Origin of the sequence: Aliidiomarina celeris (assembly GCF_003316875.1) — a bacterium.
In the GTDB taxonomy this organism is placed as follows: domain Bacteria; phylum Pseudomonadota; class Gammaproteobacteria; order Enterobacterales; family Alteromonadaceae; genus Aliidiomarina; species Aliidiomarina celeris.
Genome location: NZ_QMIL01000003.1, coordinates 30,415 through 48,394, shown reverse-complemented (window position 1 = coordinate 48,394; position 17,980 = coordinate 30,415). Strand labels below are relative to the sequence as shown.

Below are 17,980 nucleotides of genomic sequence, written 5' to 3'. Positions count from 1 at the left end.
TGTACCTATAAGAATGCACCTGCTAAGGCTAGCACCGGCGTTGCCGTTGGCTTGCCATGTTGCCAATTGCCACCTTCCACGCCACTGCCCGCTATATCAATGTGCGTATAGGGCAATGCGGTTTCACCGTTCGCACCATGTTGATCTAATCCCGCCGCGATCACTAAAAACGCCATTGGGAACTGATGCCCGCGTGGCGTAGTAGCTGACGGCCCATTGTTAGACGAAAGCACATCGTCGGCTTTGGTGTGCGGCCGCACAAAGTCAAAGTCTTCACGACGACTCGGCGACAACTCTGCAGGGTCGCCATAACGCTCTCCGGCTTCTAGCAGCCGCGCTACAATACCTTTCTGCATCGCTGGTTTGTTTGGTACTAATGCCGTATACGGCCCTTTCGCTAAGGCCGCGTGACCGGTTAACGTTGCCACTGTATACAAAGAGGGATTTACCGCTTTGAGTGCTTCGTCTTTTAACTTTGCCAGTGGGTCCGCCATCACCAACCGCCCTTCTGCGTCGGTGTTGCCAATTCGCACACGAACGCCTGAACGGCCTTGAATAATTTCGTCGGACACAAAGGCATTGTTGCCAATGTTGTTGCGCACAAACGCGAGTTCCGCAACCACTTTCACGCCCTTCGGCTTCAACGCTGCAACCGCCCGCATAAAGCCAGCAACACCCGCAGCGCCGCCTTTGTCGCGGCTCATGCCAGCCATGTGGCCACCGGTTTTCAAGTCGGCACCACCGGTGTCGTAGGTAATACCTTTACCCACTAAAAATAGCGTTTGTTCAACCTCACCTTCTGGTGTGTATTCTAACCGCACCACGCAAGGCCGTTGCCGCTCAACTTCAAACGACGCGCGGCCGACCGCGCTTAACAAGGGGTATTCATGTTCGAGTTGCATACGGTCGTCGAACACTTGCACCTGCACCGAAGTACCGGCAAAGGCTTGCTGGCAGTATTCCGCCGCGCGCGGTGGTGCCATTCGCTCGGGCTCCGTACCGCAAATATCGCGCGCAACTCTGCGCCCACTTTCCACAGCATAGAGCCATTGTGTGTCAACTTCACCAAGCACGCCTAAAGCAGTAAAAGGTTCCAAGTCGTCGCCATGAAACTCGCGCGCTTCAAGCGGCTCATACGCACCTTGCGCTACACCCAAATAACAGTGAGCTAAGGCCATTTGCCATTCTTCGCCAGCAGGAACACCCGTCGCCAAAAGCACAGGAGCTTTCGCACCCGACGCTGCAATACGAGCTACTGCACCGCGCGCTGCGTCATAAAATCGGCGAACATCGTCGTAATCACGGTTAAGTGCTCCTGTTGGCGCTAACACTAAACGCCCCCCTGGAGCGGCCTCACAAAGCACTACCGCTAATTGTTCACCAACCGCTTGGTCTGCCTTTTTAGCGTGCTCAATTGCAACCTGGTAGGCCTCGGGGAGCTGCTCGAAATTTGGCCCTACCACAACCAGTGCGTCCCATGGTTGCGCTGAAATAGAGTCCCAGCTTACTTGCTGCGGTTGAACTTCTTTTGCATGTAACCATGCCATATTCATCACCTTTTTAAATTCTTAACTAAATGTTGCTGCCGTAGTGCTCGCAGTGCTCACACTTTCGGAGCACTGGTGTTTTAGAGGCGGCGCCAGCGCGTACCTTCCGCGGAGTCTTCCAACACCACGCCCATCGCCTGCAAAGCGTCTCGTGCCGCATCAGCTCGCGCCCAGTCTTTACTTGTGCGCGCGTCGTTACGCTCTTGAATGAGCGCTTCAATTTTTGCCACCTCTTCGTCGTTAGCCGAACCCTTCAAAAACAGCTCTGGATCTTGCTCTAAAATGCCGAGCACACGGCCGTAATCAAGCATAAGCCCAGCAAGTTTTGCCGCTCGCGTTGGCTCGTCTAGTTTTATACGATTCACCTCTCGCGCGAGTTCAAAAATAATCGACATAGCTTCGGGTACATTAAAGTCATCGTCGAGCGCTGCTCGGAACCGAGGCTCATACACTTTGCGCGTCTCTTCATTTGCTTCGCTCGGCGACAGGTCGCGCAACGTTGTGTAAAGCCGCTCTAAACTGGCTCGCGCCTGCTCTAAGTGCGACTCGGAGTAATTCAATTGGCTGCGATAATGCCCGCTGAGCAAGAAGAATCGAACCGTTTCCGCGTCGTAGCTTTTCAACACCTCGCGAATGGTGAAAAAGTTACCCAACGACTTCGACATCTTTTCCTCGTTCACTTGCACCATACCCGTATGCATCCAGTAGTTCACATAGGGTGTGCTATGGGCACAGCACGATTGGGCAATCTCGTTTTCATGGTGGGGGAATTGCAAATCTGAACCGCCACCATGTATGTCGAAATGAGTGCCTAAATGCTTACCGTTCATGGCCGAACATTCAATGTGCCAGCCAGGCCGACCTTCGCCCCACGGCGACGCCCAACTCGGCTCTCCGGCTTTCGCACGCTTCCACAGCACAAAGTCCAGTGGATCTTGCTTGTCTTGCGCCACCGCTACCCGCGCACCCGCCTGCAATTGCTCTAGGTTCTGGCCACTGAGTTTGCCGTATTCTGGAAAGCTACTCACGTCGAACAGCACATCGCCAGAGTCGGCAATGTAGGCATGCTTTTTCGCCACCAAGGTTTCAATCAAATCAATAATTTCTTGCATGTGGGTGGTAACCCGCGGCTCTATATCGGGGCGGGTTAAATTCAACGCGTCAAAATCTTCGTGCATGTACGCCAAAAAGCGCTCGGTAACGGCGTCAATGTTGTCGTTGGTTTCATGCGCACGTTTTATTATTTTGTCATCTACGTCGGTTACATTGCGCACAAAGGTCACCTCGTAACCAATGTAGCGTAAATAGCGCACGACCACATCGAAGGCAACGTACGTGCGAGCATGACCAATATGGCAGTAGTCGTAAATGGTAACACCACACACATAAAGACCCACCTTGCCGGGTTGCAACGGTTTAAATTCTTCTTTTCGCTGAGTCAATGAGTTATATATTTGCAGCATGATCTGCTCTGGTCTCCACATACGGCCTATGGTACAAGGCGTGTCATTATTTTTTGTTAGCATTTTTTGTAAGCGTTAAAGCTTAACATTTTTCCCGAAAACGAGGAACCAAGATGTCGAATGACCGATTAAAATCCCCGCTTAATGAATTGCAGCTGTCGGAAGAAACTACAAGTAAAAACCGCGACCACGCATTAAGGCTAGCCGACGAATGGCAACTGGCTGAAGACACCTTCAATAACGAGAGTGTGCAAAATACCATTTCTATTTTTGGTAGCGCTCGTATTCCCGCTCCAGAAGACCAAGGGGCAACCGAATGCTTAAACATGTCGAACTATTACCGTGACGCGCAAGAACTCGCCTTTCAACTTGGTCAGTACATTGAAGCCAATGGGCTTTCCGGCACACGGCTCATTACTGGCGGCGGGCCGGGCATTATGGAAGCGGCGAGCCGCGGTGCCTACGACGCGGGACATCACAGTATTGGTTTGAATATTTCTATTCCGCGGGAACAGCGCCTTAACCCTTTTATTGCGGCCAAACACAGTATTGAGTTTCAGTACTTTGCCCTGCGTAAAATGCACTTTTTAAAACGCGCTTGCGCACTCGTTGTATTTCCGGGTGGCTTCGGCACGCTCGACGAGCTTTTTGAAACACTCACCCTTATCCAAACAGGAAAAATGCCGCGCATACCGGTTTTTCTCTATGGCCGCGACTTCTGGACCCGCTTTATGAATGTTGGCGTGCTTGCAGAATGTGGGTTAATCGATACCGCCGACGTTACCCTCTACCACGTTGTTGACACGGTACAAGAAACCTTCGAGCAAATGCAGAAGGTGCTCGAAGCGCTCGAAAACAACACCAACCTAAGCTAAACTTGCGCCACATTGATTACTATTCAAGGATTTAAAGTATGTTTGTAACACTTCACACCAATCACGGCGACATTCGCATTCAACTTTTCGCCGACAAAGCACCAGAAACCGTAGCGAACTTCGTGCGTTACGCCGAAAGTGGCTTTTATGAAAATACTCTTTTTCACCGCGTTATTAGCAACTTTATGATTCAAGGCGGCGGTTTTGAAGCGGGCCTACAACAGAAAAAAACCGAAGCACCCATTCGTAACGAAGCCAATAACGGTCTTTCTAACAAGCGCGGCACCATTGCCATGGCGCGCACCAATGACCCGCATTCAGCCACCTCACAGTTTTTTATTAACGTGCAAGACAACGGCCCACTCGACTTTACCGGCGAAAATAGCTTTGGCTGGGGCTACTGCGTATTTGGCGAAGTGGTTGACGGAATGGACACCGTAGACAGTATTCGCGACGTGAAAACTGGCCGCTCGGGCTACCACGCCGACGTGCCATTAGAAGACGTTGTCATTGAGCGTGCGACTGTCGAAAAAGAATGATCACACGCTTTATATCCGATCTTCACTTAAGCGAGAACAGGCCCGACATTACGGGCCTGTTCGTTCAGTTTCTGCGTTCTGAAGCCCGCGAGAGCGACGCTCTTTACATTCTTGGCGACCTGTTTGACTACTGGATTGGCGACGACGATAACACACCGTTTCATCGTCATATAATGCACGAACTCAAACAGCTTACGAGCAATGGAGTGCCCTGCTATTTCATTGCAGGCAATCGCGACTTTTTAATTGGCGAACGCTTTGCCGAAGAAACCGGCGTAACCCTGCTCACAGAGCCCTTTATTGCCGACCTTTACGGCGTGCCCACCTTGCTTATGCATGGTGACAGTTTGTGCACCGAAGACACCGGCTACCAGCGCTTTCGACGCCTCATACGCAACCCAAAACTGTTACGCTTTTTAACCAAACTGCCGTTGCCATGGCGGCGCAAAATTGCCCATAAACTGCGGTCTAATAGCAAAAGTTCTAAGCCTTTAACGCAGGCACAGTTAGCACGCATGGACGCAACCGATGAAGCCGTGCGAGAAGCTTTCGAAACCGCACAAGTTGACCGCATGATTCACGGCCATACCCACAAACCTAACGTTCATGAGCATAGCCTTGCAAATGGCGCTATAGCTACGCGCATTGTGTTGGGTGACTGGTATGAACAAGGTTCTATTTTAGAGCTCTCGGCAGACACCTTTATGCTGCGCAGTGAGCCCTTCGGCAACGACGACTTTATTTAATCTTGGCTTATGCCGCAGGTTACACAACCTGCGGCACGCCGCTATGAAACCGCAACTCGGCGTCCTGTTGCTGAATTAGGTTCGCTTCAATCGTTGCGAGCCGCGCAATTTCGTTGGTAATCGCTTCGCCTTTCACCATTTCTGCCAAGGTTAAATAATCTTCGAAATGGCGCGCCTCCGAACGAAGCAACGACACATAAAAACGGTTCAGTTCTTGGTCGAGAAACGGCGCAAGTGCCGCAAACCGCTCGCACGAACGCGCTTCGATAAGCGCACCAATAATCAGTTTATCAATCAGCGTTTTAGGTTCATGAGTGTGCGCGTGCCGAATTAAACCCGCGGCATAACGCGACGCACTCACCGCTCGAATGTCAATGCCGCGCGCTTGTAAAATTTCATACACCTGAGTGAAATGGTGCAACTCTTCTTTCATCAGCAACACCATGCGGTCGACTAACCGCGCCTGCCATGCATGTTGGGTCACTACTTTAATGCGCGGAATATGGCGACCCAGCTCACGCAAGTTCACCGCTTTCCCTCGGTATACGCAGTCCTCATAGGGTAATAACCACTGCAAAACCTGCTCAGCCCCTTCTTGATCAAGCACATAACGGCGTAACAGCAAAGCAGCACTTTGCGCGGCCTTGAGCTCGCAGTGCAAGTGGTCAATCAGCAACACATCTTGCCACTGCGCTTTTTGCGCTTCATTTAGCCAAGCCTGCGGCGTACGACAAAGCAAAAAATCATGAATGGGCTCAAGCAAGGTTTCAATCTCCGCCGAGTGGCGTACTCTTTCTTTAGCACCGAATTCCTCAGCACCAAAACTTGCTGTACTCATTGCCGATATACTCCTCACTGGGCTAACTTCTTTATAACAAAATCGTCTGAACAAAAATTGTTCAGAACCTTTCATTCTTGATTTGTGAAGCGCTTCGCCTCCTATAATGGAGCAACAACAAAGTGTTGTCTGTTGATGGTCAACGAGGCGATGCGCTTCAAGGAGTAGCAATGATACTAAATCATATCTGGGGTCTCTACGCCCATCCGTTAAGAGAGTGGAAAACAATAGATGAGCGTCATGAAAGCTTGCCCTATTCACTCACCCACATTTTATTAATCGCACTTATTCCTGCTGTGTGTGCATATTATTCTGCCGCACACTTAGGTTGGAGCATTGGCGCGCGAGAAAGCATTTTTCTTACGCAAGAAAGTGCGCTAGCCATGGCGGTTGTGATGTATGTGGGTTTAATTGGCGGCGTTTTAGCGCTTTCTTATATTGTGCATTGGATGGCGAAAACTTTCGGGGCTGCGCCAACCTTTACACAGTCGATTGAGCTTGCCGCGTACACAGCTACGCCCGTGCTTATGGCTGGCGTAGGTGCGCTTTATCCAGAACTTTGGTTTATGAGCATGGTGTTTTTAGCTGGGGTTGCGTACTCCGTTTATTTACTCTACGTGGGCGTGCCCATTTTAATGCACATTCCTGAAGAGCGTGGTTTCATTTACGCAAGTTCAGTGGTTACCGCAGGGCTCATTCTTATGGTGTGCTTAATGGTAACAACAGCCATGGCTTGGACAAACGGCTTCATGCCCGTGTTCGCAAGCTAAGGTTTTTCAAATTTAAAAGGGCAGGACCGATCGGTTCTGCCCTTTTTTTTGTATTCTGTTATATCCGTTGTGTTTATAAACGCTTCCTTAAAGCTTACCTAAAGAGAGCCACGTTTGATGTTAAACATGAACTTTGAACAGCGCGTTGTTATTCCAACCCACGAGCAAGAGTGGGAGCCAAGCCCAATGGCTGGCGTGGAGCGCAAAAAACTAGAGCGCGAATCTGCAGAAAGCGGCCGCGCTACCAGCATTGTTCGCTATGCACCCAACTCTACGTTTTCCGCCCACCAGCACCCAGCCGGCGAAGAAATATTTGTACTGGACGGTGTATTCTCCGACGAGCACGGCGACTATCCCGCCGGCACTTATTTCCGTAACCCGCCCGGCACCTCGCATAGTCCACATTCAGTTCCCGGCTGCACCTTGTTGGTCAAGCTCTGCCAGTTCGCTCCGGGCGACACCGCGCAATTCCAAATCAACACCAACACGGCACAATGGCTGCCCGGACACGGTGGTTTGCACGTTATGCCGTTGCATAACTTTGAACATGAGCATGTTGCTTTAGTAAAGTGGCCAGCAGGGGAAGTTTTCAAACCCCACCGGCATTTCGGTGGCGAAGAAATATTTGTGCTCTCAGGCTGTTTTTGTGACGAGTTTGGCCGTTACCCAGCGGGTACTTGGCTGCGCAGCCCACACATGAGCCAGCACACGCCATTTGTTGAGGAAGAGACCGTTATTTGGGTAAAAACCGGTCATCTTCCTGTTGGTTATTAAAGCGATAGCAAGTTAAGGGAGCACACAGCGCTCCCTATTCTTCAGAGCCTGAGCCCTTGCTCGCGCGGAACTTCTCGAACCAGTGAATCACATACGCCGGCTTCGCCATATGGTTACTTGGGCGAGTATGCAAGGCATGGGAAGCGCCCGGCACCCGCACCATCGCACTTTCAATACCACGTAATTGCAGGGCCTGATAATACTGCTCGGTTTCCGAAATTGGCGTTCGGTGATCAGACTCACCAGTAAACAGCATGGTCGGAGTGCTCACATTACCCACGTACGATATTGGCGAGTACTTTAAATAGTGCTCTGGCATGTCCCACGGCAAACCAGGGAACCAGTACTGGGAAAAGTAGTTGTACATGTCGGCATTGAGCACAAAGCTATACCAATTAATCACCGGATTCACAGCAACCGCTGCGGCGAACCGATCTGTATGCCCGATAGTCCATGTGGTTAATACTCCACCACCGCTGCCGCCGGTAATAAACAACTCATCTTCATTGATAAAACCACGCGCCAGCACCGCATCTACGCCGTCCATCAGGTCGTTGTAGTCGTGGCTTGGGTAGTTGTGGTGAATCAAATTCGCAAAGTCTTCACCATAGCTGGTGCTCCCCCGCGGGTTGGTGTACAGCACCACATATCCCTGCGCGGCCATCAGCTGAAGTTCCATCGCAAAATAAGGTCCGTACGCCGTGTGAGGGCCGCCATGAATTTCGAGAATTAACGGATATTGCTGGCTTGCATCGAAACCTGGTGGATACATAATCCAGCCTTGAATCGGCTTTTCATCAACCGATGAGCGGTACCAAAACTCTTCTACTTCGCCTACCGTACGCTTCATTAACAAATCTGCATTGAGCGCGGTTAATGTAGTACTGCTCGGCCGACGCGTGACACGCACCGTAGCCAATTCAGCAGGGTGCGCCGTACTACTCTGCGTGTAGGCTACATAACCTGAGCTGGAAAGTGAGAACTGCCCACCTGAATACGGGCGACTATAGGAAAGCCCACCCCAGTCGTTCGCCAATACTCGACGCTCACCTCGAAGCGGCTGTTCAGCAATAATACCCGCACCGTTTTCCACATAGCCCACCACTAAACCACGGCTATTCGGCTGCCATTGAAACTGACTAATTCCCTGATCTAAATCAGCAGTTAACGCGCGCACATTACTGCCGTCGGCATTCATTACATACAAACGATTATGTTGGTGCGCTAAACGGCGATCATCAAATCCTACATACGCAATCAATTCGCCATTTGGCGACACTTGTGGGTTAGCGTCTGGGCCAAACCGATCGGTTAATTGGGTTAATTCACGAGAATCGAGATCGAGCTTGAAAATTTCCGAATTCAACGGCTGCGACTGCCAATCACTGTAACGATTCGCCGAGAAGAACAGTGCCTTGCCGTCGTGTTGCCAGCTCAGTGCACCACCATGATTAAAGTCGCCCTCGGTAAGCTGAATTGCCGAGCCACCCTGCGCCGACACCAAATAAATCTGGCTGTAACCCGACGCTAAAAACCCACGTCCGTCGGCGCGGTAGTTCATATCGTCAATGTAAATGGGGGGCGCCGCCCACTCGGCTTGCGCCGGTTTACCCGGCAAACTCACCGGTGCAGGCTTCGCTTTCGGAGTAAACATACTAAAGGCCAACCAGTTTCCGTCGGGCGACCACTCAATACTACCTGCGCCTTGTTGCAACGTCGTCACCTGCGCAGTGCGGCCCGAGTCGAGCCACAGCATTTGAATTTGCCCATTGGCCAAAAATGCTATGCGATCACCCGTGGGTGACCAACGCGGCGAACTTGCGTTTATATTCCGGTCGGTGAGCGCTTGCAGGTTCGAGCCGTCGCTGTTCATCATCCACAACGAGGAACGACGCCGATCCTGCTCGCGGTCCATCCATGTGCGTACAAACACAATATGCTCTCCCGAGGGGCTCGGCTGCGGGTCGGCAGCAAACTCAAGTTCAAACACATCGTCAAGCTGTAACGGGCGAACTGTTGTGTTCGCGTCACTTACAAACGAGGCAAACATTAACGTTATGGCTATGAAACCAAGCGAAGTCAGGCGCACGAGGCTCTCCTTATGGGCGAAAGGGTGAGTATAAATTTCACTCACATTATAGTAATGAACGAATACTAGACAGATTTTGCTGCGCTAACCACATGAAACGCGACGAACCTTAACAAAATAGCGATTGCGAGTTACGAAACAACGCCTCCGCAATTTCGCGTTCTGTTTCATGTGGAAAAGCCGCTTGGCGCAGTTCTACAAAACAACGAAACACCTCCGCCACCCGCATCGGTTCATTGCGTTGCCCTTGATACCCCGCAAGCGGCATGTCTGGGCTGTCGGTTTCCAGTACAAACGCCTCGAGCGGTAAAGCCGTTACCACGGCGCGTGTTTTCTTCGCGCGCGGATAAGTAACTACACCGCCCATACCCAACTTAAAGCCTTGGTTAAACCACGCCTGAGCTTGCTCGCGGCTACCACTAAATGCATGCACCAGCCCACCGCGCAATCCTTTCGTGTTTTTCACTACAGCCAACATGGTGTCGAGCGACTTTCGATGGTGCAACACCACGGGGCGTTGATATTGCGCCGCAATATTCAGCTGAGCGGAGAAGAGTTGCTGTTGGAGTACAGGAAAGGCACAAGTGGTGTCGAGCCCAATTTCCCCTACAAAAGCGGCAGGGTTTGCTTTAAGTGTTTGGCAAAGGTGCATTAAGTCGGCCGGTACGTGCTCGGCAATAAAGTACGGGTGTAAACCGAAACCAAGCGTAACCTGCGGCATTGAACGAAATATCTGGCTGCAAGTAAGCCATTGCGCCCGCGTTACCCCTGGCACTGCAAAGTGCTTCACACCCACGCCTTCAGCGCGAGCAATTACGTTTGCACGGTCAATATCAAATACCGAGAAGTCTAAATGGCAATGGCTGTCGAATAGCGCCAGCATCGGCTTAGAGGTCCGGTGATTGTTCTTTTAAACCGCGAATAACCGCCGGTTTGCGGCGCCGAATAAACGCAGCAGCCACCATAATGCCTGCGAAAAATGCGAGCAGCATTACATAGGCGTTTTCACTCATAATCGAACGGTTGAACGAACGCGACTCCGCCATAATGCGGTCGTAGTCGAAGGTGATACGAACAAAACCCAACAGCTGGGCACCCGGGCCGTCGCGGTCCAGCACCGGCTCCACCATAGGTTTTGCCCAAATAACTTGAGGCAGAGACTGTAAATATTCATACACCGGCAAATCGTGGCCTATACGCACCAAGGTTTGGCCATACTGGTCTTGAATAGCCACTTCCAAAATTTCAGTTTGCTGCTGCAAATGGCGCGCTAAACTTTCAAGCCCCGTCAAGTTGTCCTGTAAAAACCAAATTTGCGCCTCGTGCTGGGCTTGCGCCAATATAAGCCGAGCCAAGCGTTCCGTGTGCACAACAGCAACCTCGCGCCCTCGTTCACTCAGTTGCATATAAACGTTGGCTACAGCAGAAAGTAAAAATAAAGCTATAGCTAGCGCCAAGCCGCGCCTTAACCAGCGGTCTTCATGAAAATACCAGCGAAAGATACGCCGTGGGGAAAATTCTTTTTGCATGCGAATACTTTAGCCGAACACCACTGGAGTGACAACGAGATTCTGGTACTATACCTACCTGTTTCTTTACCCAAGTGCCGTTCGCTTTAGCCCCATTGAGCTGGCAATGTAAACCACGTTCGAACGAGGAAAAGATCGCATGAGTCATCAACTGCCGCGCATGCAGTCGCCAGGCCTTGCTATTTTCGATATGGACTCCACCCTTATTGCCATGGAAAGCATAGACGCCATCGCCAGTGTAGCCGGCTGCGAGGCAGAAGTGGCGGCAATCACTGAAGCGGCAATGCAAGGCGAACTCGACTTTACTGAAGCCTTGCATGCGCGTGTGGCCAAACTTGCCGGCATTCCCGAACAAACCATTTTAAGCATGTGCAACCACCTGCCCTTTATGCCGGGTGCCGATGAACTTATGCGTTGGTTAAAGCACCATCGTTGGCGTATTGTCATTGTGTCGGGTGGCTTCACCTGGTTTGCTGACGAAGCGGCGCGTCGTTTTCACGCCGACCATGTGGTGTGCAACACCTTGGAAGTACAGAACGACACACTTACCGGCAAATTGATTGGGCCTATTGTAGACGCGAAAGCAAAGCAACAAACCTTACTGTCGTTAATGCGAACCTATCACCTCGAGCCACAACAGGTTATAGCCGTAGGCGACGGTGCTAACGATATTGATATGATTCAGTCTGCGGGCACAGGTATTGCTTTTATGGCAAAGCCTGCGCTACAGAAAGTCGCCGACTTTTGTATACAGGAACCCAACTTAGCCTTAATTATTCCGTTGCTAAGCGGCGAAAGGAGCACCAACTAATGTGGAGCGCCGAACAACTCGCAGCATTAGACGCATTGAAAATTCCGCGTTATGACCTGTGCGAACGCCCAGGCTCTCCGGCAGTTCAAGCCGCACAGGCAGACGTTACAGAAACCCCGACACAAGTGGCACTTTATCAACTTGGCCCATGGCTGTTGCAGTTCCCTACCCCATTGCCCGTTGGAAACTTCCCTTGGTTAATGGACTTAAGCCAGTATATTGAGTCTCGCCCAACCTTAGTGAGCAGCGCCGGACAAAAACCCGTAATCGACTGCAGCCCTTATGCCAAAAGTAGACTCACACCCGAGGAAAAAAGAGCCCTATGGAACCTACTCAAGCCTTTTATAACGCAGTGATTTATAAAAAAGTAATGCAACTATGATTATTGCCGAGTTGTCTGTATTTACACCCGACTTAATGCTCATAGAACAGGCGGCACACATTGCGCCCTGGAGCGAAAAAACCATGCGTGGCTGCTTTGGAACTGGCTACAGCGTTGTTTCCTTAGTGGTTCAGCAAGAAATGGTGGGGTTTTATGTGAGCCATGAAGTGGCCGACGAAATTACCTTAATGAATATAGCCGTACACCCCAAGCACCAAGGGAAAGGCTACGGCAGCGTATTGCTCAATGAGCTACTTTTGCGCTTAAGCCAATTTGAACCGAACGACGAACCCACCGACACCATGCCCTTTCTTGCCACGTCTGTGTTTTTAGAAGTACGAGAAAGCAACCACGCCGCCATTCGACTGTACGAGCGCTATGGTTTTAATGCGTTAGGTAAGCGTTTAGGGTATTACCCACCGAAAAACCCAGCAGATCCATACGAAACGGCTATTGTGTACGGGCGTTCAGCGTAAACAGCCTCGAGCGAGGCTAAAAGAAATGGCAGGGGTGGAGGGATTCGAACCCCCAACCGTCGGTTTTGGAGACCGCTGTTCTACCAATTGGAACTACACCCCTGCAGAACAAAGTGCTTGAAAGCACGGGCTGCATTATACCGAGGAGCGGAGTGCTGGCAAGGGATTTTTAGCCGCCCGCTTTCTAACTGCGCGTTATTTATTCGTTTTCCTCGTCATCGGCGTCGAGCAAGGCCACAATATCGTTAAACTGCATGTCGTCGAGCTGAAAGTGTTCAATCACTTCGTCGCGAATAGCGGCCCATTCTTCCTCACCCGGCTCAGGCCTGAACATTCGGTCTGTTAAATACCGTGCAATTTTTAAAATACCGAGTAAATCAGCGCCCTGCTGCCCTAATTCACCCGACGAAAAAATTCCCTCGTACTCATGCGAATAGTAAATCACCTCTACCATTACTTTCGGCAGCGCCCACTTCTGCGCCAGCAAAGCACCTACAGTTGTGTGCGACGTGCGATATCGCTGCAATTCGTCCGCCTGCAATACCTGCCAACTGGTAGAGCTCTGCTTCGCCAAAATATCCGAATAATCGGGGTAAAAGTCGAGCAACACCGGAATACCGCTGCCCTGGAACAAGCCCAACATATACGCATGATCCGTTAAATGCCCGCGCTCTAACGCCCGCGCAATACGCGCGGAATACTCCGCAACCTTCTCCGCGTAAAGCCAAAAGTTCGACAGCTCCGCATGCTCGCCCATCGCCGCCTTCAACGCCACCGCCCGCACAATCGGGTACACCCGCTTTAAGCCAAGGGTCATTACCGCTTGCTGCACCGACTCAATCCGCCGCGCACGCCGAAACGCCGCCGAATTCACCACCTGCAGCACCGCCGCAGAAATCGACAAGTCCGCCGAAATAGCCGCCGCTATAGCCGCAATATTCGGCTCTTCTTTTTTATTCTCCGCACTCACCTTCAATAAGGTTTCCGGCCGCGGCGGAATATTTACTTGCTGCAAAATCTCCCGCTCAGCCGCCGTAATCGCAATGGCCATACAAACCGACTCCCAAACCAACCAATTTCAGTAGTCTAACCATAGCCTTAGACAAATGCCACAACCACATAAACGCTTGTTTGCCCACGGGGGTTGGGCTAGGATGAGGGGGCTTAAAAACAGCTCACTTTTTAATGAATAGCTAGCAGTAGCCTTATATTTAATCACTGCTTGTGACGGCTCCATTTAATCTATGAGCAATAGTTCTATCAGGATACAGCATTATGGATATAGCGATACAAGTTGGGAAATGTTTTTGGATCACAGGTCTTTCAGCCGCTGGAAAAACTACCACTTCGACCTTGCTTGCAAATAAAATAAGAAACTCTGGTGAAAAAGTTGTTTTGTTAGACGGCGATAAGATGCGTGCGGTACTAGAAGCAAATGCTTATACAAAAGCAGAAAGACTTGCGCTAGGTTATACATATTCTCGAATGTGTAAAATGCTTGTAGACCAAGGAATTGTAGTTATCATTGCGGTGATAGGGTTATTCCATGAGCTACATGTTTGGAATCGTAATAATATCAACAATTATATTGAAGTCTTTTTAGATGTGCCGATTAAAGAGCTTGAGCGTCGAGATCCTAAGGGTATTTATAAACGAGCAAGACTAGGAGAACTAAAGAATGTAGCAGGAGTTGATCTTGAGGCTGAATTTCCTCTGAACCCTGACTTTCATTTTAAATGGACAGTTGGTGATTCAGCGGAAGAATTTTCCAAGGTCTTGTTCGCTCATTTTATAAATAACACTTGATTAAGGCCAACGCTTTTAATAGCTACCCAGATAACTCAGATGGCGAAGTATACTAGCATACAGCTTTTGAATAGAACCCAAAAATTTTAAAAAGATTAAGGAGCAACAATGGATTCTGTGTATATTTATGGTACCGGCAGTGGCGCTCGTAAGTATTTCAACCACCAGCAGCAGTTTCTCGTTCTGGGCTTTATTGATTCAAATGCCACGGCAAACAGCACGACATTTTGCAATTTACCGGTACTGGCTCCTACTCAGCTCACAGAACTAGCATTTGATTATATTATATTAGCGAACGAGTATGCGGCCACATTTTATACGCTACGCGACCTATCCATTCCATTGGAAAAAATTAAATTTATCTATTACAAGGGATTAATGGAGGTGGTAAGCAAAGAATCTCAGTACTATTTTGAGCAATATCACAACCCCGAGCAGCCACTGGCAGCCTATTATTCTCTGGCAATGTCCTATCAGCACGCAGCCAACCTAGAATCTCTGTACAGTTCTGAATTCGACTATGTCCGCTTCAAATTACTGGAGCTGCTGGCAGAACAAATCCAAAAACAAAACATCAATGGCAACCTAGCCGAGGTGGGTGTATTCAGAGGTACTTTTGCCCGGGTCATTAACTCACTATTTGCCGACAGAACCTTGTATCTATTTGATACCTTTGCCGGCTTTAATCCAACCGAGCGTGAAACAGATATTCAACAGGGATACGCTGAGCCAGCATTTTTTACCCGAAGCAACAACTTCGCCGATACCAGTGTCGAACTGGTGATGCAGCGCATGCCCCACCCGACTCGTTGCATTCCTAAAGTAGGCTATTTCCCAGACTCCCTTGAAGGGTTGGAAGATCAATTTGCCTTGGTGTCGATAGACGTAGATTTATATACACCTATGTTGAATGCCATCGAATACTTTTATCCACGTCTGGCTGCTGGCGGCTACCTGATGCTACATGATTACAACCATGCTGAGTTTCGCGGTGTAAAGCAGGCTGTAGCAGATTATGAAGCAAAACACGGAAAACTGGCAAAAGTACCAGTGCCTGACCAGGGCGGCAGTATTATTATTACCAAGCTTGGTTAAGCGGAGCCAAGGCATTTAACCCCAGCTGCACTTGTAAATGTTGGTGCAAGCACTGTTACAATCGTTTCAAAAAACCATCTGGCGCTACACTTATCAGTAGTTTTGCATCCATTTGCTTATCGATAGCAAACTCAGGGTGGTGCTGAATAAACTGATGCACTGCAGTTTTAGGGTTATCACCAGGCCCCCAAGGGCGGTCTGGAAACATATCACCGGGCATATCATCCACCACAGTGTCATAAACAATGCAATAACTACCTGAGGTGACTAAAGGACTGTATGCTTCAAGCTCAGCCAACACATGGTCATGAGTATGATTTGAATCAAGACACACCAACACCCGCTGATAACCGGCTGCTGCCTCTTTAACTTGCTGGATAATAGCCTCATCCGTGCTGGAGCCTTCAAACATCTCTATCATATGCGACATTGGATGTGCTTCAATGGCCTGGCGATTATGCAAGCGAATATCAATGTCAATGCCTATAACTTTGCGTTTACTGGCAGAGGGATCCAGCGAGCAACCAGACTCTACGGCATCCGTATAGTCTAACAACGCCAGTAAAGATGCACTTAAAATCAATGAGCCGCCATGAGCTATACCCGTTTCAATAATTAAATCCGGTCGAGTTTGCCATACCAGTTCTTGCAAGGCAGCCATGTCTTGCGGTACTTGAATAATAGGCCTACCTAACCAACTAAAGTTATAGCTATATTTGTATTTTGCTGAATCAATAAGGAACTGATTGGCTAATTGCTTTAAGTGATCACTCTGACCTAACTTAGCGATGTTATCTGTTACCTCTTTTTGGAACTCAATATTCAGATGCTTTGTCATAACAATGGCCTCACAATATGGCATAGGATAAAGATGGTGTGTAAGGTACACGCTGTATACGTATATTATTAATACCCAACTCTTCCAGCACGGCCAGCGTTTCACCTGGCCATTGTTTTTGGTTCAATTCATCAAAGGCAATAACCGCACCTTTAGGCATCCGTGGCAGGAAATGTTTTAACGCAGCTTTCGTGGGTTCATATAAATCGAAATCCAAATAAAGCAATGCAACAACCAGATGCTGATTTTCTGCCATATATTGGGGTATGGTCTTCAACGCATCACCCTTAACTAACTCAACTTTATCAATGTGCCCAAGATTACGGTTTAAATCGAATAGCTCAATATTTTTTTTCAGTTCGGTAATATGTTCAAATTTATAGGCTCCTTTTATTTTATGCTCAGACGTGGCACCATCACCAACATCTTTATCACCAAGCTCCGGAAAGCCTTTAAATGAATCAAAACCTATAACTTTACGGCCATGGTTGATGGGCTCATAAATAGCACTAAGTTGTGCCCAGGTAAATAAGCCCCCCCCCATGAAAACACCACATTCTATTATATGTCCGTGGATTGGTAAGATGTGGTGAAAAATTTCATTTTTAGCCAAAAATATACTTAAGCTTTGACGTGAAGTGAAGCGAGAGAAATTATTTAACTTATCGATGTTACTGCCACAAGCTTCATTAAAAAACATTTCCATCTGCTGTTTATACAACAAATCATTTTGTGTTTGGGTGCCACTATTATTTAACGCAAATTTTTCTGTCATAATGTGTCCTTATTATCTTGCACCACATACTCAGAATAAACATTTTCAAACCAACACCCTTCTATCATACCGCCAAGCCAGCCTTTCATAACCGCAGATGGATTATTGAAGTTGGCATAACGCAATTGGGTTGTCCACCGAATCGGTTGATTCCGCAGCATCATGCTTTTATGCAACAACAAAGTGCTGAATACCAACACATCAGTGGCATAAACATCTATCGTGAATGCTTGTTCGTCTTCTAATACTTCTGCGTTTGGTATGCGTACGGTGTGTGCTCCATTTTCTTTTGTGTTCTGCTTGTCGGCAATAATAACAGGCACAACTCCATCATGATGGCTACCTGGAATAAACTTAATTCCTCCTTCGTGGTTTAGAACATCAAACAATGGAGCCCAAACGACAATGCCATCTTCAGAGCCCGGTGTATAAGGAAAATCCTGATGCCAATCAAACAGGTACTTTTCTTCCCCTTTAATATCTATTCGCAAGGGAACATAGGGCAAAACATTAACGTGATCGGTAGACATCAACATACGAGCCAAACGCAAGTTACGGTCTTTCACCAGCAACTGTTGTGTACTACCCAAATGTCGGTAGCTGACCACCCTTCGACCGATCCCATTA

General features: G+C 49.1%; 20 protein-coding genes and 1 tRNA gene. 10 read left to right on the top strand and 11 right to left on the bottom strand.

Annotation, left to right across the window (positions count from 1 at the left end; all coding sequences use genetic code 11):
* Nucleotides 1-5: 5 nt before the first annotated feature.
* Nucleotides 6-1,547 (bottom strand): M17 family metallopeptidase, encoded by a 1,542-nt coding sequence (locus tag DQW12_RS07760; protein WP_113907301.1) that lies wholly within the window; start codon nt 1,545-1,547, stop codon nt 6-8.
* An 80-nt stretch (nt 1,548-1,627) separates the two neighbouring features.
* A complete protein-coding gene (cysS, locus tag DQW12_RS07755) occupies nt 1,628-3,010 on the bottom strand; it encodes a cysteine--tRNA ligase (protein ID WP_113907300.1) in 1,383 nt (460 codons plus the stop codon).
* A gap of 113 nt (nt 3,011-3,123) precedes the next feature.
* On the opposite strand from cysS, the gene DQW12_RS07750 reads away from it, so the two are divergent.
* From DQW12_RS07750 to lpxH, 3 genes are read left to right on the top strand one after another with little or no spacing between them, the layout of a single operon-like run.
* Nucleotides 3,124-3,885: an LOG family protein gene (locus DQW12_RS07750; protein WP_113907299.1), complete on the top strand. Its 762-nt coding sequence runs from the start codon at nt 3,124-3,126 to the stop codon at nt 3,883-3,885.
* A gap of 38 nt (nt 3,886-3,923) precedes the next feature.
* Complete coding sequence (locus DQW12_RS07745) at nt 3,924-4,424, top strand: peptidylprolyl isomerase (protein ID WP_113907298.1); 501 nt, start codon at nt 3,924-3,926, stop codon at nt 4,422-4,424.
* Complete coding sequence (gene lpxH / locus DQW12_RS07740) at nt 4,421-5,170, top strand: UDP-2,3-diacylglucosamine diphosphatase (protein WP_113907297.1); 750 nt, start codon at nt 4,421-4,423, stop codon at nt 5,168-5,170. The genes DQW12_RS07745 and lpxH overlap by 4 nt, the downstream gene beginning before the upstream one ends.
* 19 nt (nt 5,171-5,189) lie before the next feature.
* Here lpxH and miaE read toward each other — a convergent pair whose 3' ends face one another.
* Entirely contained in the window at nt 5,190-6,008 is an 819-nt protein-coding gene (gene miaE, locus DQW12_RS07735; RefSeq protein ID WP_113907296.1) for a tRNA isopentenyl-2-thiomethyl-A-37 hydroxylase MiaE, read from the bottom strand.
* Between the two features lie 170 nt (nt 6,009-6,178).
* Here miaE and DQW12_RS07730 point away from each other — a divergent pair, with 170 nt between their 5' ends.
* Both DQW12_RS07730 and DQW12_RS07725 read left to right on the top strand, forming a co-directional pair.
* Nucleotides 6,179-6,778: a Yip1 family protein gene (locus DQW12_RS07730; RefSeq protein ID WP_113907295.1), complete on the top strand. Its 600-nt coding sequence runs from the start codon at nt 6,179-6,181 to the stop codon at nt 6,776-6,778.
* A gap of 117 nt (nt 6,779-6,895) precedes the next feature.
* The gene (locus DQW12_RS07725; RefSeq protein WP_113907294.1) at nt 6,896-7,552 is read left to right on the top strand and encodes a cupin domain-containing protein; all 657 of its coding nucleotides are present in this window, start codon (nt 6,896-6,898) and stop codon (nt 7,550-7,552) included.
* A gap of 34 nt (nt 7,553-7,586) precedes the next feature.
* Here DQW12_RS07725 and DQW12_RS07720 read toward each other — a convergent pair whose 3' ends face one another.
* The 3 genes from DQW12_RS07720 to DQW12_RS07710 all read right to left on the bottom strand — a co-directional run bounded on the left by DQW12_RS07720 (nt 7,587) and on the right by DQW12_RS07710 (nt 11,170).
* Complete coding sequence (locus tag DQW12_RS07720; RefSeq protein ID WP_113907498.1) at nt 7,587-9,602, bottom strand: S9 family peptidase; 2,016 nt, start codon at nt 9,600-9,602, stop codon at nt 7,587-7,589.
* A gap of 148 nt (nt 9,603-9,750) precedes the next feature.
* Nucleotides 9,751-10,524 (bottom strand): TatD family hydrolase, encoded by a 774-nt coding sequence (locus DQW12_RS07715; protein ID WP_113907293.1) that lies wholly within the window; start codon nt 10,522-10,524, stop codon nt 9,751-9,753.
* A gap of 4 nt (nt 10,525-10,528) precedes the next feature.
* Entirely contained in the window at nt 10,529-11,170 is a 642-nt protein-coding gene (locus DQW12_RS07710) for an AhpA/YtjB family protein (RefSeq protein ID WP_113907292.1), read from the bottom strand.
* Between the two features lie 139 nt (nt 11,171-11,309).
* Between DQW12_RS07710 and serB the strand changes: the two genes are divergently transcribed.
* Genes serB through rimI form a run of 3 tightly spaced genes read left to right on the top strand, consistent with a single transcriptional unit; the run spans nt 11,310 to nt 12,839 of the window.
* The gene (gene serB / locus DQW12_RS07705; protein ID WP_113907291.1) at nt 11,310-11,981 is read left to right on the top strand and encodes a phosphoserine phosphatase SerB; all 672 of its coding nucleotides are present in this window, start codon (nt 11,310-11,312) and stop codon (nt 11,979-11,981) included.
* A complete protein-coding gene (locus tag DQW12_RS07700; protein ID WP_113907290.1) occupies nt 11,981-12,337 on the top strand; it encodes a hypothetical protein in 357 nt (118 codons plus the stop codon). Before serB ends, DQW12_RS07700 begins: the two co-directional genes overlap by 1 nt.
* A gap of 22 nt (nt 12,338-12,359) precedes the next feature.
* Nucleotides 12,360-12,839: a ribosomal protein S18-alanine N-acetyltransferase gene (gene rimI, locus DQW12_RS07695; RefSeq protein WP_113907289.1), complete on the top strand. Its 480-nt coding sequence runs from the start codon at nt 12,360-12,362 to the stop codon at nt 12,837-12,839.
* A gap of 26 nt (nt 12,840-12,865) precedes the next feature.
* Here rimI and DQW12_RS07690 read toward each other — a convergent pair.
* Nucleotides 12,866-12,942, bottom strand: a tRNA-Trp gene (locus DQW12_RS07690).
* Nucleotides 12,943-13,038: 96 nt separating this feature from the next.
* The gene (locus DQW12_RS07685; protein WP_113907288.1) at nt 13,039-13,890 is read right to left on the bottom strand and encodes an HDOD domain-containing protein; all 852 of its coding nucleotides are present in this window, start codon (nt 13,888-13,890) and stop codon (nt 13,039-13,041) included.
* A 224-nt stretch (nt 13,891-14,114) separates the two neighbouring features.
* On the opposite strand from DQW12_RS07685, the gene DQW12_RS07680 reads away from it, so the two are divergent.
* Nucleotides 14,115-14,645 (top strand): adenylyl-sulfate kinase, encoded by a 531-nt coding sequence (locus DQW12_RS07680; RefSeq protein ID WP_113907287.1) that lies wholly within the window; start codon nt 14,115-14,117, stop codon nt 14,643-14,645.
* 108 nt (nt 14,646-14,753) lie between these two features.
* The gene (locus DQW12_RS07675) at nt 14,754-15,740 is read left to right on the top strand and encodes a TylF/MycF/NovP-related O-methyltransferase (protein WP_113907286.1); all 987 of its coding nucleotides are present in this window, start codon (nt 14,754-14,756) and stop codon (nt 15,738-15,740) included.
* A 55-nt stretch (nt 15,741-15,795) separates the two neighbouring features.
* On the opposite strand, the gene DQW12_RS07670 is transcribed toward DQW12_RS07675, so the two are convergent.
* The 3 genes from DQW12_RS07670 to DQW12_RS07660 are packed head-to-tail and all read right to left on the bottom strand — an operon-like array spanning nt 15,796 to nt 17,943.
* On the bottom strand, nt 15,796-16,578 hold the full coding sequence (locus tag DQW12_RS07670) for a cephalosporin hydroxylase family protein (RefSeq protein ID WP_113907497.1): 783 nt from the start codon (nt 16,576-16,578) through the stop codon (nt 15,796-15,798).
* A 10-nt stretch (nt 16,579-16,588) separates the two neighbouring features.
* Nucleotides 16,589-17,353, bottom strand: a complete 765-nt coding sequence (locus DQW12_RS07665; protein WP_113907285.1) for a TylF/MycF/NovP-related O-methyltransferase — start codon at nt 17,351-17,353, stop codon at nt 16,589-16,591.
* Nucleotides 17,350-17,943, bottom strand: coding sequence for a phytanoyl-CoA dioxygenase family protein (locus DQW12_RS07660; RefSeq protein ID WP_113907284.1), 594 nt, complete (start codon nt 17,941-17,943; stop codon nt 17,350-17,352). Before DQW12_RS07660 ends, DQW12_RS07665 begins: the two co-directional genes overlap by 4 nt.
* Nucleotides 17,944-17,980: the final 37 nt, after the last annotated feature.

What these genes read in the sequence shown, in the direction of transcription:
- DQW12_RS07710 (WP_113907292.1), bottom strand. Translation starts at nt 11,170, where the DNA reads ATGCAAAAAGAATTTTCCCCACGGCGTATCTTTCGCTGGTATTTTCAT.
- miaE (WP_113907296.1), bottom strand. Translation starts at nt 6,008, where the DNA reads ATGAGTACAGCAAGTTTTGGTGCTGAGGAATTCGGTGCTAAAGAAAGA.
- rimI (WP_113907289.1), top strand. Translation starts at nt 12,360, where the DNA reads ATGATTATTGCCGAGTTGTCTGTATTTACACCCGACTTAATGCTCATA.
- DQW12_RS07675 (WP_113907286.1), top strand. Translation starts at nt 14,754, where the DNA reads ATGGATTCTGTGTATATTTATGGTACCGGCAGTGGCGCTCGTAAGTAT.
- DQW12_RS07760 (WP_113907301.1), bottom strand. Translation starts at nt 1,547, where the DNA reads ATGGCATGGTTACATGCAAAAGAAGTTCAACCGCAGCAAGTAAGCTGG.
- DQW12_RS07685 (WP_113907288.1), bottom strand. Translation starts at nt 13,890, where the DNA reads ATGGCCATTGCGATTACGGCGGCTGAGCGGGAGATTTTGCAGCAAGTA.
- DQW12_RS07720 (WP_113907498.1), bottom strand. Translation starts at nt 9,602, where the DNA reads ATGTTTGCCTCGTTTGTAAGTGACGCGAACACAACAGTTCGCCCGTTA.
- cysS (WP_113907300.1), bottom strand. Translation starts at nt 3,010, where the DNA reads ATGCTGCAAATATATAACTCATTGACTCAGCGAAAAGAAGAATTTAAA.
- DQW12_RS07665 (WP_113907285.1), bottom strand. Translation starts at nt 17,353, where the DNA reads ATGACAGAAAAATTTGCGTTAAATAATAGTGGCACCCAAACACAAAAT.
- DQW12_RS07700 (WP_113907290.1), top strand. Translation starts at nt 11,981, where the DNA reads ATGTGGAGCGCCGAACAACTCGCAGCATTAGACGCATTGAAAATTCCG.
- DQW12_RS07670 (WP_113907497.1), bottom strand. Translation starts at nt 16,578, where the DNA reads ATGACAAAGCATCTGAATATTGAGTTCCAAAAAGAGGTAACAGATAAC.
- DQW12_RS07750 (WP_113907299.1), top strand. Translation starts at nt 3,124, where the DNA reads ATGTCGAATGACCGATTAAAATCCCCGCTTAATGAATTGCAGCTGTCG.
- DQW12_RS07680 (WP_113907287.1), top strand. Translation starts at nt 14,115, where the DNA reads ATGGATATAGCGATACAAGTTGGGAAATGTTTTTGGATCACAGGTCTT.
- lpxH (WP_113907297.1), top strand. Translation starts at nt 4,421, where the DNA reads ATGATCACACGCTTTATATCCGATCTTCACTTAAGCGAGAACAGGCCC.
- serB (WP_113907291.1), top strand. Translation starts at nt 11,310, where the DNA reads ATGAGTCATCAACTGCCGCGCATGCAGTCGCCAGGCCTTGCTATTTTC.
- DQW12_RS07730 (WP_113907295.1), top strand. Translation starts at nt 6,179, where the DNA reads ATGATACTAAATCATATCTGGGGTCTCTACGCCCATCCGTTAAGAGAG.
- DQW12_RS07725 (WP_113907294.1), top strand. Translation starts at nt 6,896, where the DNA reads ATGTTAAACATGAACTTTGAACAGCGCGTTGTTATTCCAACCCACGAG.
- DQW12_RS07745 (WP_113907298.1), top strand. Translation starts at nt 3,924, where the DNA reads ATGTTTGTAACACTTCACACCAATCACGGCGACATTCGCATTCAACTT.
- DQW12_RS07715 (WP_113907293.1), bottom strand. Translation starts at nt 10,524, where the DNA reads ATGCTGGCGCTATTCGACAGCCATTGCCATTTAGACTTCTCGGTATTT.